This window comes from Pseudomonas sp. TE3-3-F2023, from assembly GCF_036784815.1.
Lineage (GTDB): Bacteria > Pseudomonadota > Gammaproteobacteria > Pseudomonadales > Pseudomonadaceae > Aquipseudomonas > Aquipseudomonas pudica.
The window spans coordinates 1810424-1825593 of record NZ_CP145113.1; the positions used below are offsets into that span (position 1 = coordinate 1810424).

Consider the following 15170-nt stretch of genomic DNA (forward strand, 5'->3'; position numbering starts at 1 on the left):
CTTGCCCATGAGCCTGCGCGCCGCGCTGTCGATCCTTGCGCTTTCGCTGCTGGCCGGCTGCGTGTCGGGCGGTGCGAGCGACCCCCTGGCCAGCCGCCAGGGCAGGGCAGAGGCGGGGCGGGCCTATGTGCAGCTTGGGCTGGGTTATTTGCAACAGGGTTTGACCGAGCAGGCCAAGGCGCCGCTGGGCAAGGCCCTGGCCCTGGATGGCGGAGATGCCGACGCGCACGCCGCCCTGGCGCTGGTCTTCCAGGCCGAAGGCGAGCCGGCGCTGGCCGAAGCTCACTTTCGCAAGGCGCTGCACGCACGCACGGGCGACACGCGAATTCGCAACAATTACGGCAGTTTCCTTTATGCTCAGGGGCGATTTGCCGAGGCCGAGCAGATGTTTCGCCTTGCCAGCGCCGATACCCTGTATCCTGAGCGCTCACGCGTGTACGAGAACCTGGGCCTGACCGCTCTGAAGCTCGAGCGCCGCGACCAGGCCCATGCGTATCTGCTGAAAGCTTTGCAACTCAACCAGCGGCAGCCGAAAGCCTTGCTGGAAATGGCTGAGTTGTCCTACGAAAACAGGCATTATGTGCCGGCCCGGGAATACTACGATCGTTTCAGCCAGTTGAGCGACCACGATGCCCGTAGCCTGCTGCTAGGCAGTCGCCTTGCCAGGGTATTCGACGAGCAGGGCACACTGGCCGAGCTGGGCCAGCAATTACAACGACTTTATCCCGGTACGCCGGAATATCAGCAATACCTGTCGGAGCAACGATGAAAGCCGCGCATCCCGAAGTAGCAGTAGCGCCTGGCCAGAACCCCGGTGAGCTTTTGCGTCAGGCCCGTGAGAACCGGGACTGGTCACAAGCCGAGGTGGCCCGCAAGCTCAACCTCACTGTCAGTTCGTTGAACCACGTGGAAACCGGCGCCTTCGACAAGCTGCCGGGGCATACCTTCGCCCGTGGTTATATCCGCGCCTATGCCAAGCTGATGGACCTGGACCAGGCTGCCTTGGTGGAGGCCTTCGACCGTTACACCGGTACCCACGCCAAAGGCAGCGACGTGCATTCGCTGGGCCGTATCGAAGAGCCGGTGCGGCTGTCTCACAATATCCTGCGCGGCGTCAGCCTGCTGCTGCTGGTGGCCGTGGTCGGTGGCGGCTTTGTCTGGTGGCAGGACCAGGGCAGCCTGCGTGGCAAGGACCTGGCCAAGATCGCCCTGGAGCACGTCGAAGTCGAAAGCGCCGACGGTACCACCCAGATTCACCCGCTCGATGAGCCTGAAGACCAGGCTGTCTCCGCTGGGCAGCAGCCCGAGAGCGCGCCGCTGCCGCTGGAGCAGGGCGCTGCCGAGCAGCCTGCCGCCGCCGAACAGGCACCGGCAAGCCCGGCACCTGCTGCTACCGCTGCCGCGGTGCCAAATCCAGCCCAGCAGGCGCCTGTGCCACCGGTCGCCAGCGCCCCTGCTGCAGCGCCTGCGCCGGTAGCACCGGTTGCCCCGGCTCCGGCCCCGGCGGCTGTTGCACCTGCTACGCCCGTAGCGGCCGTGGCCGCTGCCGAGCCTGCTGCCCCTGCCGTGGTGCCGGCTGGCAGCGCCAAGGTCGCCATCCAGTTCGTCGCCGATTGCTGGACCCAGGTCACCGACGGCAACGGCAAGGTGCTGTTCAGCGCCATCAAGCGCAAGGGGGACAACCTCGAGCTGACCGGCAAGCCGCCGTTCTCGGTACGCCTGGGCTTTGCCCGTGGCGCCCAGGTCAGCTACAACGGCCAGGCCGTCGATGTTGCCCCGTTCACCAGTGGCGAGACAGCTCGCCTGAAGTTGGGACAGTAATCATGCACGGCGAATCTCCGATCAAACGTCGCGAATCCCGCAAAATCTGGGTCGGCAATGTACCGGTGGGTGGTGATGCCCCCATCGCGGTGCAGAGCATGACCAACACCGACACCAACGATGTTGCCGCCACCGTGGCGCAAATCCAGCGTCTGGTCGATGCCGGCGTGGACATCGTGCGCGTCTCGGTACCGGACATGGACGCCGCCGAGGCGTTCGGCCGCATCAAGCAGCAGGTCAGCGTGCCGCTGGTTGCCGATATCCACTTCGACTACAAGATCGCCCTGCGCGTGGCCGAACTGGGCGTCGACTGCCTGCGTATCAACCCGGGCAACATCGGCCGTGAAGACCGTGTGCGTGCGGTGGTCGATGCCGCCCGTGACCGGGGTATCCCGATTCGTATCGGCGTCAACGCCGGCTCGCTTGAAAAGGACCTGCAGAAGAAGTACGGCGAACCGACCCCGGCGGCGCTGGTCGAGTCGGCCCTGCGCCACGTCGAGCACCTCGACCGCCTGGACTTCCAGGACTTCAAGGTCAGCGTCAAGGCCTCCGATGTGTTCATGGCCGTCGAAGCCTACCGCCTGCTGGCCAAGCAGATCGTGCAGCCGCTGCACCTGGGCATCACCGAAGCCGGTGGCCTGCGTTCGGGGACGGTGAAATCCGCTGTCGGCCTCGGTATGCTGCTGGCCGAAGGCATTGGCGATACCATCCGTATCTCGCTGGCGGCCGACCCGGTCGAGGAAGTGAAAGTCGGCTACGACATCCTCAAATCGCTGCACCTGCGCTCGCGTGGCATCAACTTCATCGCCTGCCCGAGCTGCTCGCGGCAGAACTTCGATGTGGTCAAGACCATGAACGAGCTGGAAGGGCGCCTGGAAGACCTGCTGGTGCCGCTGGACGTGGCGGTGATCGGTTGCGTGGTCAACGGCCCGGGCGAAGCCAAGGAGTCCCATGTGGGGCTGACCGGCGGCACGCCGAACCTGGTCTATATCGACGGCAAGCCGGCACAGAAGCTGACCAACGACAACCTGGTCGATGAACTGGAAAAGCTCATCCGCCAGAAAGCGGCCGAAAAGGCCGAAGCCGACGCGGCGCTGATCGTCCGTGGCTGACACACAGAATTCGTAAGGACTTTTCGTGAGCAAATCGCTGCAAGCCATCCGTGGCATGAACGACATCCTGCCAGAACAGTCGCCACTGTGGCGCTACTTCGAAGGCACCGTGGCCGGCCTGCTGGACACCTACGGGTACAGCCAGATCCGCACGCCGATCGTCGAGTTCACCGAGCTGTTCAAGCGCTCCATCGGTGAAGTGACCGACATCGTCGAAAAAGAGATGTACACCTTCGAAGACCGCAACGGCGATTCGCTGACCCTGCGCCCCGAAGGCACCGCTGCCTGCGTGCGTGCCGTGCTCGAGCATGGCATCACCGGCAACGGCCAGGTGCAGAAGCTGTGGTACATCGGCCAGATGTTCCGCCACGAGCGCCCGCAGAAGGGCCGCTACCGCCAGTTCCACCAGATTGGCGTGGAAGTGTTCAACCTGGACGGCCCGGACATCGACGCAGAGCTGATCATGCTGACCTGGCGCTTGTGGGGCCTGCTGGGCATCCAGGACGCAGTCAAGCTGGAGCTCAACAGCCTGGGCACCAGCGAAGCCCGTGCACGCTACCGTGATGCGCTGGTCGAGTTCCTCTCGGCGCGCCTGGAGCAACTGGACGAAGACAGCCAGCGCCGCCTGAAGAGCAACCCGCTGCGCATTCTCGACAGCAAGGACCAGAACACCCAGGCGGTGCTGGTCGGCGCGCCGAAGCTGGAAGACTACCTGGACGAAGAGTCGCGCGTGCACTTCGAGGGCCTCAAGGCCCGCCTGGACGCTGCCGGCATTCCGTTCGTGATCAATACCAAGCTGGTGCGTGGCCTGGACTACTACAGCAAGACCGTGTTCGAGTGGGTCACCGACAAGCTCGGCGCCCAGGGCACCGTCTGCGCCGGCGGCCGTTACGACGGCCTGGTCGAACAGATGGGCGGCAAGCCGACCTCGGGCGTCGGTTTCGCCATGGGCATCGAGCGCCTGATCCTGCTGCTCGAAACCCTGGGCAAGGTGCCCGAGTCCATCAGCCGCCAGATCGACGTCTACCTGTGCGCCTTTGGTGAACAGGCGGAACTGGCCGGCCTGCGCCTGTCCGAAGGCCTGCGCGACCGCCTGCCGGGCCTGCGCCTGGCTGTCAACGCCGGCGGTGGCAGCTTCAAGAGCCAGTTCAAGAAAGCCGACAAGAGCGGCGCGCTGTTCGCGCTGATCCTCGGCGACGACGAACTGGCCAAGCAAGAGATCGGCTTCAAGCCCCTGCGTGGTCAGGGCGAACAACAGAACATTGCCTGGGATGCTCTGGCTGAGCACCTGGAAACCGCGATCGTGCAGGCGTAACGCGGTTCAACAAGCGAATAGGCGAAAAGGAGTATTGGGGTGTCGAGTACCGATGATGAACTGGCAGGGGTCAAGGACTGGTGGAACCGCAACGGCAAGCCGCTGCTGACCGGTGCCCTGCTGGCTGGCGTGGTGGTGTTGGGCTGGAATACCTGGCACAAGTACCAGAACAATCAGTCGCAAGGTGCCTCGCAGCTGTACCAGGCCTTGCTGGAGACCAGCCTGACGCCGACTGGCCAGCCTGACGCGACCAAGGTCGCGGAGCTGGCCGGCAAGCTCAAGAGCGAGTTCGGCGGTACCGCCTACGCCCAGTACGGCAGCCTGTTCGTGGCCAAGGTCGCGGTCGAGACCGGCAAGCTTGACGATGCTGCTGCCGAGTTGAAGAGCGTGCTGGACAAGCCGGCCGATGCCACCCTGGGCGAAATTTCGCGTCAGCGCCTGGCCCGTGTGCTGGCTGCCCAGAACAAGGCCGAGGACGCCCTCAAGCTGCTCGACGGCGACGCCGACAAAGCCTTCCTGGCCAGCCGCGAAGAGTTGAAAGGTGACCTGCTGGTGCAACTGGGTCGCGCCGACGACGCGCACAGCGCTTACGAAAAAGCCAAGGCTGCGTTGTCCGATGAGGCGGCGGTCGGTGGCCTGCAATTGAAGCTGGATGACTTGGCCAAAGGGGACGCGTAAGTGATCGGTTGGAAACATGCAGCAGTGCTGACCCTGGCCGTACTGGCCGCAGGTTGCAGCAGCAACAGCAAGAAGGAACTGCCTCCGGCCGAGCTGACCAAGTTCACCGAGGAAGTGGTGCTGAAGAAGCAGTGGAGCCGTTCGATCGGTGATGGCCAGGGTGAGACCTACAACACCCTGGTACCTGCCATCGAGAACGACCGTATCTACGCCTCCGACGTCAACGGCGAAGTCTTTGCTCTCGACCGCATCACCGGCGACGTGGTGTGGAAGAAGGACCTCGAGCTGCCGGTATCCGGCGCTGTCGGCGTGGGCTACGGCCTGGTCATGATCGGTACCCTCAAGGGTGAAGTCATCGCCCTGGACTCCAGCACCGGTGAGGAGCGCTGGCGCTCCCGCGTGACCAGCGAAGTGCTGGCCCCGCCTGCCAACAACGGTGAGGTGGTGGTGGTGCAGACCCAGGACGATCGCCTGATCGGCCTGGATGCCGCCACTGGCGACCGTCGCTGGATCTACGAAAACACCCCGGCCGTGCTGACCCTGCGTGGCACCGGCGCGCCGATCGCCACCAACCGCCTGGCCGTCGCCGGCCTGTCCACCGGCAAGGTGGTGGCGGTGGATATCAACAACGGCGTGCCGGTTTGGGAGAGCCGCGTGGCGATTCCGCAGGGCCGTTCCGAGCTGGACCGAGTGGTCGATATCGACGGTGGCCTGCTGCTGTCGGGTGGTACCCTGTACGTCAGCACCTACCAGGGCCGCGTTGCGGGCCTGGACCTGGAAAGCGGCCGGGTGCTTTGGCAGCGCGATGCCTCCAGCTATGTGGGTGTCGCCCAAGGCTTCGGCAACGTCTACGTCAGCGAAGCTTCGGGTACTGTCGAAAGCGTCGACGAGCGCTCGTCCAGCGCCCTGTGGACCAACGACACTATGGCTCGCCGCCAGCTGACCGCTCCTGAAGTGTTCTCCAGCTACGTGGCGGTGGGCGACTTCGAGGGTTACCTGCACCTGCTGAGCCAGGTCGATGGCCGCTTCGTCGGCCGTGAGCGTATCGACAGTGATGGCCTGCGTGCCCGCCCACTTGTGGTCGGCGACACCATCTACGTCTTCGGCAACAGCGGCAAGCTCGAGGCACTGACCATCCGCTGAAGCTATGCTTGAAGCCTTGGCGGGCTTCAAGCCGCGGCGTAGGACACGCCGCCCGAACTCCGGCCGCTGCCTTGCAGCGGCCTTTGCATTTTCAAGAATTCAAGAGTGGAGAGCCGAATGGTTCCCGTAATCGCCCTGGTGGGCCGCCCGAACGTCGGCAAATCCACCATGTTCAACCGCCTGACCAAAACCCGCGATGCCATCGTCGGTGACCTGTCGGGCCTGACCCGTGACCGCCAGTATGGTGATGCCAGCTGGCAGGGTCGTTCCTTCATCCTGATCGACACCGGCGGTATCACCGGTGACGAAGTGGGCATGGACGAGAAAATGGCCGAGCAGTCGCTCATGGCCATTGAAGAAGCCGACTATGTGCTGTTCCTGGTCGATGCCCGGGCCGGCATGACCGCTGCCGACCAGATGATCGCCGAGCACCTGCGCAAGCGGAACAAGGAAGCGATCCTGGTTGCCAACAAGATCGACAACATCGATGCCGATGTGGCTCGCGCCGAGTTCTCGCCGCTGGGCATGGGCAACGCCATCCCGGTGGCCGGCTCCCAGGGCCGCGGCATCAACGCGCTGATGGAGGCTGTGCTCGGCCACCTGCCACGCGACCAGGTCGAAGAAGCGCTGGACGCCGAAGTCGCCGAAGGCGAAGAGGCGGTGCGCATCCCTGGCCCGAGCGAGAAGGATGGTATCAAGATCGCCATCATCGGCCGCCCCAACGTCGGCAAGTCGACCCTGGTCAACCGCATGCTCGGCGAGGAGCGCGTGGTGGTGTACGACCAGCCGGGCACCACCCGCGACAGTATCTACATCCCGTTCGAGCGCGATGACGAGAAGTACACCTTCATCGACACCGCCGGCGTGCGCAAGCGCGGCAAGATCCACGAGGAAGTCGAGAAGTTCTCGGTGGTGAAGACGCTGCAGGCGATCAAGGACGCCAACGTGGTTATCTTCGTCATGGACGCCCGCGAAGGCGTGGTGGACCACGACCTGAACCTGCTGGGCTTCGCCCTGGAAGCCGGCCGCGCCATCGTCATCGCCCTGAACAAGTGGGACGGCATGGAGCCGGGCGAGCGTGACTACGTGAAGACCGAGCTGGAGCGCCGGCTGTTCTTCGTCGATTTCGCCGACATCCACTTCATTTCCGCCCTGCACGGCACCGGCGTGGGCCACCTGTACAAGTCGGTGCAGGCCGCGTTCAAGTCGGCGGTGACCCGCTGGCCGACCAGCCGCCTGACGCAGATCCTCGAAGATGCCGTGAGCGAGCACCAGCCACCACTGGTCAATGGCCGCCGCATCAAGCTGCGCTATGCCCACCTTGGTGGTGCCAACCCGCCGCTGATCGTGATCCACGGCAACCAGACCGACAAGATTCCCAAGTCGTACTCGCGTTACCTGGAGAATACCTACCGCCGCGTGCTGAAGCTGGTCGGTACGCCTATCCGCATCGAGTACAAGGGCGGTGAGAACCCGTACGAGGGCAAGAAGAACACCCTCACCGACCGCCAGGTCAACAAGAAGCGCCGCCTGATGTCGCACCACAAGAAGGCTGAGAAGAAGCGCCGCGACAAGCGCTGATTCCGCGCCAGCTTCTTCGCGGGTAAACCCGCTCCCAGGTCCCAGACAGTTTTCGAATTCTGTGCAGTACCTGTGGGAGCGGGTTTACCCGCGAAGGGGCCCTTTGATCCAGCGCAATCCCCCTATTGTTTCAACCTTTTTCCTGACCGCTCGATCCGCTATGCTCGGACTCCACCCCGTGCCGGATACACCCCAGGAAAGAGGGCTCCATGATCCGCAGCAAACTGCCGAACGTCGGCACGACCATCTTCACCACCATGTCCCAGCTCGCCGTGCAGACGGGCGCGCTCAACCTGTCGCAAGGTTTCCCCGACTTCAATGGCCCGCAGGCACTGCTCGATGCAGTCGGCCGGCATGTGGCCGCCGGGCATAACCAGTATTCGCCGATGACCGGCTTGCCGGCCCTGCGCCAGCAGGTGGCGGCCAAGGTCGCGCGTCTGTATGGCGAGCAGGTGGATGCCGACCAGGAAGTGACCATCACCCCTGGCGCCACCGAGGCGATATTCTGCGCCATCCAGGCGGTGGTGCATGCTGGTGACGAGGTGATTGTCTTCGACCCTTGCTACGACAGCTACGAGCCGTCCGTGGAACTGGCCGGTGGCCGCTGCGTGCATGTACAGCTGAGCGACGGCGATTTCCGCATCGACTGGCAGAAGTTCAGCAGTGCCCTCAGCCCGCGCACGCGCATGGTCATCCTCAATTCGCCGCACAACCCAAGCGGTGCGCTGATCACTCGCGATGACCTCGACCAGCTGGCGCGGCTGATCGCTGACCGCGATATCTACCTGGTCAGCGATGAAGTATACGAACACCTGGTCTACGACGGTGTGCGCCATGCCAGCGTGCTGGCCCACGAGCAACTGTACCAACGCGCCTTCGTGGTCAGCTCGTTCGGCAAGACTTATCACGTTACCGGCTGGAAGACCGGCTACGTTATCGCCCCGCCAGCACTGAGCGCCGAGCTGCGAAAGGTGCACCAGTACGTCAACTTCTGCGGGGTGACCCCGCTGCAGTGCGCCCTGGCCGATTTCATGGCCGAGCACCCCGAGCATATCGATGAACTGCCGGCCTTCTACCAGGCCAAGCGAGACTTGTTCTGCGGCTTGCTGGAAGGCTCGCGGTTCCGTTTCACCCGCACGGCGGGTACCTATTTCCAGCTGGTGGACTATTCGCAGATCCGCCCGGACCTGAACGATGTCGACATGTCGCTGTGGCTGACCCGTGAGCACGGCGTGGCGACCATCCCGGTGTCGGTGTTCTACCAGCAACCCATCCCCGAGCAACGCCTAGTCCGCCTGTGCTTTGCCAAACGAGAGGAGACGCTGCGTCAGGCAGCGGAAAAACTATGCGCGATCTGAGCACACTGCCGAATCTGAAAGTCGCCCTGGTGCAGACCACCCTGGCCTGGCACGACCGCGAGGCCAACTATGCGCACTTCGAGGTGCTGCTGGAGCAGGTGGGCGAGGTGGACCTGGTGATCTTGCCGGAAATGTTCACTACCGGTTTTTCCATGCAATCGGAAAGCCTGTGCGAGCCGGAAAACGGCCCGACCTACAAATGGCTGAAGGCCCAGGCGAAGAAGTACAACACGGTGATTACCGGCAGCGTGATCATCCAGGCCGCTGATGGCAGCCACCGCAACCGCCTGCTGTGGGCCCGGCCGGATGGCGAGATACTGCACTACGACAAGCGCCACCTGTTCCGCATGGCCGGTGAGCACAAGCATTACACCCCGGGCGAACGCCAGGTGCAGTTCGAGCTCAAGGGCTGGCGGATTCGCCCGCTGATCTGCTACGACCTGCGCTTCCCGGTGTGGAGCCGTGATGCCCAGGACACCGACCTGTTGCTGTACACCGCAAACTGGCCGGCTGCGCGCCGCCAGCACTGGAACCGGCTGTTGCCGGCGCGGGGTATCGAGAACCTGTGTTATGTGGCTGCGGTGAACCGGGTGGGCACCGACGGCAAGGGCTTTGCCTATTCTGGTGACAGCCAGGTGCTGGACTTCCAGGGCGAGAGCCTGCTCAGTGCCGGGGAGGCGGACGGGGTGTTTACCGCGGTGTTGAGTGCGGCGGAACTGGCGGCCTATCGGGCCAAGTTCCCGGCCAATCTGGATGCTGACACCTTCGAGCTGCACTAGGCCGGAATTGAATGGCTTGAATTGGCCCGCTGTAGGAGCGGCCTTGTGTCGCGAAAGGGCCGCAGAGCGGCCCCAGGATCCTGGCAGCGATGCATGAACTGCCGGGGCTGCTACGCAGCCCTTTCGCGACACAAGGCCGCTCCTACAGGTACTGCGTTGCTAGCTCAGGCCAGTATCAGTAAACATCCCGCCGATACCGCCCATCCTCGATCAGCTGTTGCACAACCGCTTCCCCGAGGATACCGTTGAGCGCCGCATCCACCCCGGCAGCCATGCCTTGAAGGCTGCCGCAGACATACACACAAGCGCCATCCGCCACCCAGCGCTTGAACTCTTCAGCCTGCTGCAGCAACACATCCTGCACATACACCTTCTCGGCCTGATCCCGCGAAAATGCCAAGTCCAGGCGTGCCAGGTCGCCGCTTTCCAGCCAGCCTTGCAGCTCGTCACCACACAGCAGGTCATGCGCCCGGTTACGTTCGCCGAACAGTAGCCAGTTGCGCTGCTCGCCGGCATTCACCCGTGCGCGGAGCAGGCTGCGCAGGCCGGCCAGGCCAGCGCCGTTGCCGATCAACACCAGCGGTGCAGCAGTTTCCGGCAGGTGGAAGCTGCTGTTGCGCCGCAAACGCATGCTCAGCGTACCGTCAAGCGGCAGGTACTCGGTCAGCCAGCCGGAACCCAGGCCCAGGTTGCCATCGGCATGGCGTTCCTGGCGCACGATCAGCTCCAGCACGCCATCACTGGCGATCGAGGCAATCGAGTACTCGCGGCTGCCGATCGGTACCAGTGCGTCGACCAGAGCTTGCGGCTGAAGGCCGATCAGGTGATCGCGACGGGTCGGCAACTGGCGGCCGGCCAGGGCCTGGGCGAGGGTTTCGCCCAGGCCATTCACTTGCACCTTGGCCCCGGTGTCCAGCGCCATGCCATCGAGGAAGGCGTCGATCCTCGGCTGGCCATTGAGCGGCAGGATCTCCACCAGGTCACCGGCTTCCCAGCTGGCAGGCTGTTCCGGTCGCAGGCCCAGCAGGTACACCGGCTGGCCTTGGCTGCCCGGGTTGAGCAGTTCACGGCGCACCAGCGACCAGCTGCCGAAACTCGGCGGCTGCCAGGCAGCCACTGGCTGGGCGCCAGTCAGTTGCGCCAGCTCCTGCTGCCACTGCTGCAGCGCGGCCTGGTCGGCGTTGTCCACTTCCACCGGGCTGAATGCACTGGTGGCACCGCGTTCACCCAGCCATGCCTGCAGGCGGCGGGCGAAGCCGCAGAAGTGCGGATACTGGCGGTCACCGAGGGCGAGCAGGGCATAGCTGAGGTTCTCCAGCGCCCAAGGTTGGCCGAGCACCTTGCGTTCGAAAGCGCGGGCGCTGTCGGGGGCTTCGCCGTCGCCGAAGGTGCTGACCACGAACAGTGCACGGCGGGCCTGGCGCAGGTCGCTTTCATCCAGTTCTGCCAGGGCGCGTACCTGCACTGGCAGGCCGGCGGCCTGAAGCTGCCCGGCGCTCTGCCAGGCCAGTTGTTCGGCAAGCCCGCTCTGGCTGGCAAAGCTGATCAGCCAGCTATCGCCGCTGGTAGTATTGCTGGTGACGTTGCCACGGGCGGCACGCACCTGGCGCTTCTTGCGCCGGCGGTCGAGGTACAGCAACCAGCCGGTGACGAAGAACAGCGGCATGGTCAGGCTGGCGATGGTGACGATGATGCGCCCCGGCAGCCCGAAGTATTCGCCCACGTGCAGGGCGTAGACGCTCTGCAGCAATTGGGCCTTGAAGGACTTGTCGGTATAGCGGTCATGTCTTTTCACTTGGCCGCTGGCCGGGTCCAGCACCAGCGTGTTGAAGGCACGTGGGTGGTCGGCGTTGTCCAGCAGGTAGAACAGGTTGGCCGGCTGGCCGCCTACGGGTGGCAGGCGCAGGTTGTACATCGCCAGGCCCGGGCCGGCCGCGTCCTTGAGATTGGCCCATATCGCGTCGTAGTCGACCACCAGTGGTGGGGCGTTCTTGTCGATCTTCTGCGGCCCGTGGCGGCCACGGCCTTCGCCGCGCTTTTGCTGCTGGCCGGCGGCCGGCGCGTCGGCCAGCAGCTTGTTCAGGCCTTCGCGGTACCACTCGTAGGACCAGAACAGCCCGGTCAGGGCGAACAGCAGGTAGAACAGCAGGCACCAGGTGCCGGCCACCGCGTGCAGGTCCCAGTTGAAGGCGCGGCCTTTCTTGGCCCAGTCGAAGGTCAGCCAGGTGCGCCAGTCCAGCGCCTTGCGCGGCCAGCGCAGGTACAGGCCGGAGAGGCAGAAGAACACCAGCATCAAGGTGCAGGCACCGGTGATCTGCCGGCCGCTGTCGCCCATGGCCAGGAAACGGTGCAGGTTGAGCATGAGGTTGAAGAAGCCTTGCCCGGCCACTTCTCCCTTGAGTTCGCCGGTGTATGGGTCTGCGTAGCGCAGCGGGCCACGGCGCTCGCCTGGTGGCGGGGTGAAGGAGACGCGTGCGGCGTTGCTTTCGCGCACATCGACCCACAGCATCGCCACCTTGTCGTGCTGCTGGGCCTCGACCCGCCGGACCAGTTCGGCCGGTGGCAGCACGCCCTCCGGGCGCACCTGGACCTTCAGAACATCGGCATTCAGCGCGCGCAGCAGCTCTTCCTGAAACGAGTACAAGGCCCCGGTGATACCCATCAAGGCCAGCACCAGGCCAGCGGTGATGCCAAAGAACCAGTGCAATTGGAACAGCGTCTTCTTCACCACATGATCACCTTGTGTTTCTGCCGCACACCGCGCGGCGTGCATTATGCCTTGATACGCAAAAGCCCCGCTCACGGGAATGAACGGGGCAGGGTGGGCTAGTCAGTCAGGCTTGTTGGCTGTACCGGCCTCTTCGCGGGTGAACCCGCTCCCACAGGTACTGCACTGACCTCAGGTCCAGGGATATCTCTGTGGGAGCGGGGGCCGGCACAGGCGCAGCCCATTCAACAGATCAACCCAATCCCGACATCAGAAATGGACGCTGGTAGTCAACAGAGCCGTCCGCCCCGCCGCCTGGTTGGCGAAGTGGGTGGAAAAGGCCTTGTCGTAGTACACCTCGTTGGTCAGGTTCTGCACGTTCAGCTGCAGGTCGACGTTCTTGGTCAGCTTGTAGGCGGCCATGGCGTCATAGCGCACGTAGCTGTCGACCATTGTGGTGTTGGCCACGCTGCCGTACACGTCATCCACGTAGAAGGCACCACCCCCCACGGTCAGCTTCGGTGTAATGGAGTAGGTGGTCCACAGGCTGGCGCTGTTGTTTGGCGTGTTCGGCAATTGGTTACCGTCGTTGGCCTTGTTCACTGCGCCGCCGTCGATCTGGCGGGCTTCCATGTAGGTATAACCGGCAAATACCTGCCACTTGTCGGTGATCTTGCCGCTGGCTGACAGTTCGATGCCCTGCACACGGGTTTCGCCGACGTTTTCGTAGGTGGTGGTGTCAACCTGAACGCGGGCGTTTTCTTTCTCGGTGCGGAACAGCGCGGCGGCCAGGGACAGGCGCTGATCGAGCAGGTCCCATTTGGTGCCGATTTCGTAGTTCGTGGTCTCTTCCGGCTCCAGATCACTGCTCAGCAAGTTGCCGGCGCGATCGGTGGTGTTGCCCAGCGGGTTGCCTTCAGTACCTTCGCCCAGCATCGCCCCGGGTGGCGTTGCGGAGGTGGCGTAGGAAACATAGATGCTGCCATTCTCGGCCGGCTTCCACACCAGGCCCAGCTGGCCGGTGACGAATTCGCTTGTATCCTTGCCTTTGGAAACAACGCCCTTGCTGTTCACCACGGTGGCTCCTGTGGCGTCGTAGGTGCGGTACTGGGTGTCGAAGTGGTCGTAACGCAGGCCCATGTTCAACAGCCACTCGGGCGTCAGCTCGAGCGTGTCGAAGACATAGATTGCGCGGGTGTTGCTCTTGGTATCGGTGCCCGCGTAGTTGCGTGCGATGCTGCCGTTCCATGGATCGTCCGGGTTCGGGTTGCTCAGCGAGGTGCAGTTGTAACCGCTGGTGGCGCCGATCATGCCGGGGGTGCAGTTGGTATTGGCGGTGCCGCCCGGGACGGTGTCGGTATCGACGGTATAGCTCGAGCGCTTGCTCTCTTCACGGCTCAGTTCTATACCGGTCGAGAAGCTGTTCTTCATGCCAGCCAGGTAGAACTCGCCGAACAGGTCGGTCTGGTTGGTGGTGGTGGCAGTGTTGCCCACACGGGTGTTGGCGCGGCGCCAGACGCTGCCGTTGTTGACGTTACCCTTACTGTCGTCAGGCTGGGTCAGGATGTAGTCCTGCATGCTGTTGCCGTGGCGCAGGGTGTTCTTGATGGTCAGCGAGTCGGTCAAGTCGTGTTCGATGGCGAAGGTGGCGATGTCCACGCGGCTTTTGCGGAAGTCACGACCGGTCAGGCCATAGAAGTTGTCGCTGTCACCGCCGTCGTACGGTTTGCTCGGGTGTGCCGAGGTTCGGGCAGTACTACCAGCGGTCGGAATGGTGTACGGAATGCCCGAGTCCGGCAGGTCGTCGCTTTCCAGGTGGTAGTAGTCGAGGTTGACCCGGGTCGGGGTGCCCAGACCGAAGGCCAGAGACGGGGCGATACCCCAACGGTCGTAGTTGACCTTGTCGCGGCCGGCGACGTTGCTTTCGTGGGTCATCAGGTTCAGACGCCCGGCAACGGTGTCGCTGAACTGGTAATTGCCATCGAAGGTATAGCGCTGGGTCTGGTCGCTGCCCCAGGTCCAGGCGCCGTCAAGCGAGTTGCCCAGGTGGGCGCGCTTGCTCACCAGGTTGATGCTGCCGCCGGCGGCGCCACGGCCGCCGATGGCCGAGTTCGGGCCCTTGGCCACTTCCACCGATTCGATGGCGAAGATTTCACGGGTTTGCGCACCTGTGTCACGCACCCCGTCCAGGTAGGTGTCGCCCTGGGCGTCAAAGCCGCGTATGAACGGGCGGTCGCCTTGCGGGTTGCCGCCTTCGCCGGCACCAAAGGTGATGCCGGGTACGGTGCGCAGTGCATCCTGCAACGATAGAGCGTTGGTGTCCTTGATTACCTGCTGCGGGATCACGGTGACCGAGCGCGGGGTATCTACCAGCGGTGCGGTGTACTTCTGCGAGGAGGCCTTGTCGACCTTGTAATCGGTGCTGGCCTGTTCAGCCTTGCCGTTGACGCTGGTGGCGTCGAGGGTGATCGCGTTGCTGGCGGCGGGGTCGGCGGCGTAGGCCGACGAGGCGCTGAGGGCGACGCCGATGGCAGACACGATCAGGCGTGGTGAACTCACTGCAGATGGTACGGACTGGCGCATTGCTTAGGACCTTCCCCAAGGTGTTAAGGCCGCGGATCTTAATGTAAGCAATTGTGACTCACAATTGAGAGTAGTTACCATTCGTGAATAATT

11 protein-coding genes are annotated in these 15170 nt (G+C 63.9%); 9 read left to right on the forward strand and 2 right to left on the reverse strand.

Annotation, left to right across the window (positions count from 1 at the left end; translation table 11 throughout):
* Positions 1-7: 7 nt before the first annotated feature.
* The 9 genes from pilW (at position 8) to V3314_RS08270 (ending at position 9787) form a co-directional block, all read left to right on the forward strand.
* Positions 8-769, forward strand: coding sequence for a type IV pilus biogenesis/stability protein PilW (gene pilW / locus V3314_RS08230; RefSeq protein WP_046615809.1), 762 nt, complete (start codon positions 8-10; stop codon positions 767-769).
* Complete coding sequence (locus tag V3314_RS08235) at positions 766-1821, forward strand: RodZ domain-containing protein (protein WP_046615808.1); 1056 nt, start codon at positions 766-768, stop codon at positions 1819-1821. Before pilW ends, V3314_RS08235 begins: the two co-directional genes overlap by 4 nt.
* Positions 1822-1823: 2 nt before the next feature.
* On the forward strand, positions 1824-2933 hold the full coding sequence (gene ispG, locus V3314_RS08240) for a flavodoxin-dependent (E)-4-hydroxy-3-methylbut-2-enyl-diphosphate synthase (protein WP_038408727.1): 1110 nt from the start codon (positions 1824-1826) through the stop codon (positions 2931-2933).
* Positions 2934-2958: 25 nt separating this feature from the next.
* The gene (gene hisS / locus V3314_RS08245) at positions 2959-4248 is read left to right on the forward strand and encodes a histidine--tRNA ligase (protein ID WP_108480925.1); all 1290 of its coding nucleotides are present in this window, start codon (positions 2959-2961) and stop codon (positions 4246-4248) included.
* Between the two features lie 39 nt (positions 4249-4287).
* The gene (locus V3314_RS08250; protein ID WP_015269019.1) at positions 4288-4926 is read left to right on the forward strand and encodes a tetratricopeptide repeat protein; all 639 of its coding nucleotides are present in this window, start codon (positions 4288-4290) and stop codon (positions 4924-4926) included.
* On the forward strand, positions 4927-6069 hold the full coding sequence (gene bamB, locus V3314_RS08255) for an outer membrane protein assembly factor BamB (RefSeq protein ID WP_108480927.1): 1143 nt from the start codon (positions 4927-4929) through the stop codon (positions 6067-6069).
* Between the two features lie 117 nt (positions 6070-6186).
* Entirely contained in the window at positions 6187-7650 is a 1464-nt protein-coding gene (gene der / locus V3314_RS08260) for a ribosome biogenesis GTPase Der (RefSeq protein ID WP_025337780.1), read from the forward strand.
* A gap of 209 nt (positions 7651-7859) precedes the next feature.
* On the forward strand, positions 7860-9008 hold the full coding sequence (locus tag V3314_RS08265; protein ID WP_135002136.1) for a pyridoxal phosphate-dependent aminotransferase: 1149 nt from the start codon (positions 7860-7862) through the stop codon (positions 9006-9008).
* Positions 8996-9787, forward strand: a complete 792-nt coding sequence (locus V3314_RS08270) for an amidohydrolase (RefSeq protein ID WP_015269022.1) — start codon at positions 8996-8998, stop codon at positions 9785-9787. The genes V3314_RS08265 and V3314_RS08270 overlap by 13 nt, the downstream gene beginning before the upstream one ends.
* A 175-nt stretch (positions 9788-9962) precedes the next feature.
* Here V3314_RS08270 and V3314_RS08275 read toward each other — a convergent pair whose 3' ends face one another.
* Together V3314_RS08275 and V3314_RS08280 are read right to left on the reverse strand one after the other, a co-directional pair.
* The gene (locus V3314_RS08275) at positions 9963-12518 is read right to left on the reverse strand and encodes a sulfite reductase flavoprotein subunit alpha (protein ID WP_338460127.1); all 2556 of its coding nucleotides are present in this window, start codon (positions 12516-12518) and stop codon (positions 9963-9965) included.
* Between the two features lie 246 nt (positions 12519-12764).
* Complete coding sequence (locus V3314_RS08280; RefSeq protein ID WP_338460128.1) at positions 12765-15077, reverse strand: TonB-dependent siderophore receptor; 2313 nt, start codon at positions 15075-15077, stop codon at positions 12765-12767.
* Positions 15078-15170 lie beyond the last annotated feature (93 nt).

Excerpts from the sequence above, each read along its gene's own strand:
- pilW (WP_046615809.1), top strand. The coding sequence starts at position 8 with ATGAGCCTGCGCGCCGCGCTGTCGATCCTTGCGCTTTCGCTGCTGGCC.
- V3314_RS08235 (WP_046615808.1), top strand. The coding sequence starts at position 766 with ATGAAAGCCGCGCATCCCGAAGTAGCAGTAGCGCCTGGCCAGAACCCC.
- ispG (WP_038408727.1), top strand. The coding sequence starts at position 1,824 with ATGCACGGCGAATCTCCGATCAAACGTCGCGAATCCCGCAAAATCTGG.
- der (WP_025337780.1), top strand. The coding sequence starts at position 6,187 with ATGGTTCCCGTAATCGCCCTGGTGGGCCGCCCGAACGTCGGCAAATCC.
- V3314_RS08265 (WP_135002136.1), top strand. The coding sequence starts at position 7,860 with ATGATCCGCAGCAAACTGCCGAACGTCGGCACGACCATCTTCACCACC.
- V3314_RS08270 (WP_015269022.1), top strand. The coding sequence starts at position 8,996 with ATGCGCGATCTGAGCACACTGCCGAATCTGAAAGTCGCCCTGGTGCAG.
- V3314_RS08280 (WP_338460128.1), bottom strand. The coding sequence starts at position 15,077 with ATGCGCCAGTCCGTACCATCTGCAGTGAGTTCACCACGCCTGATCGTG.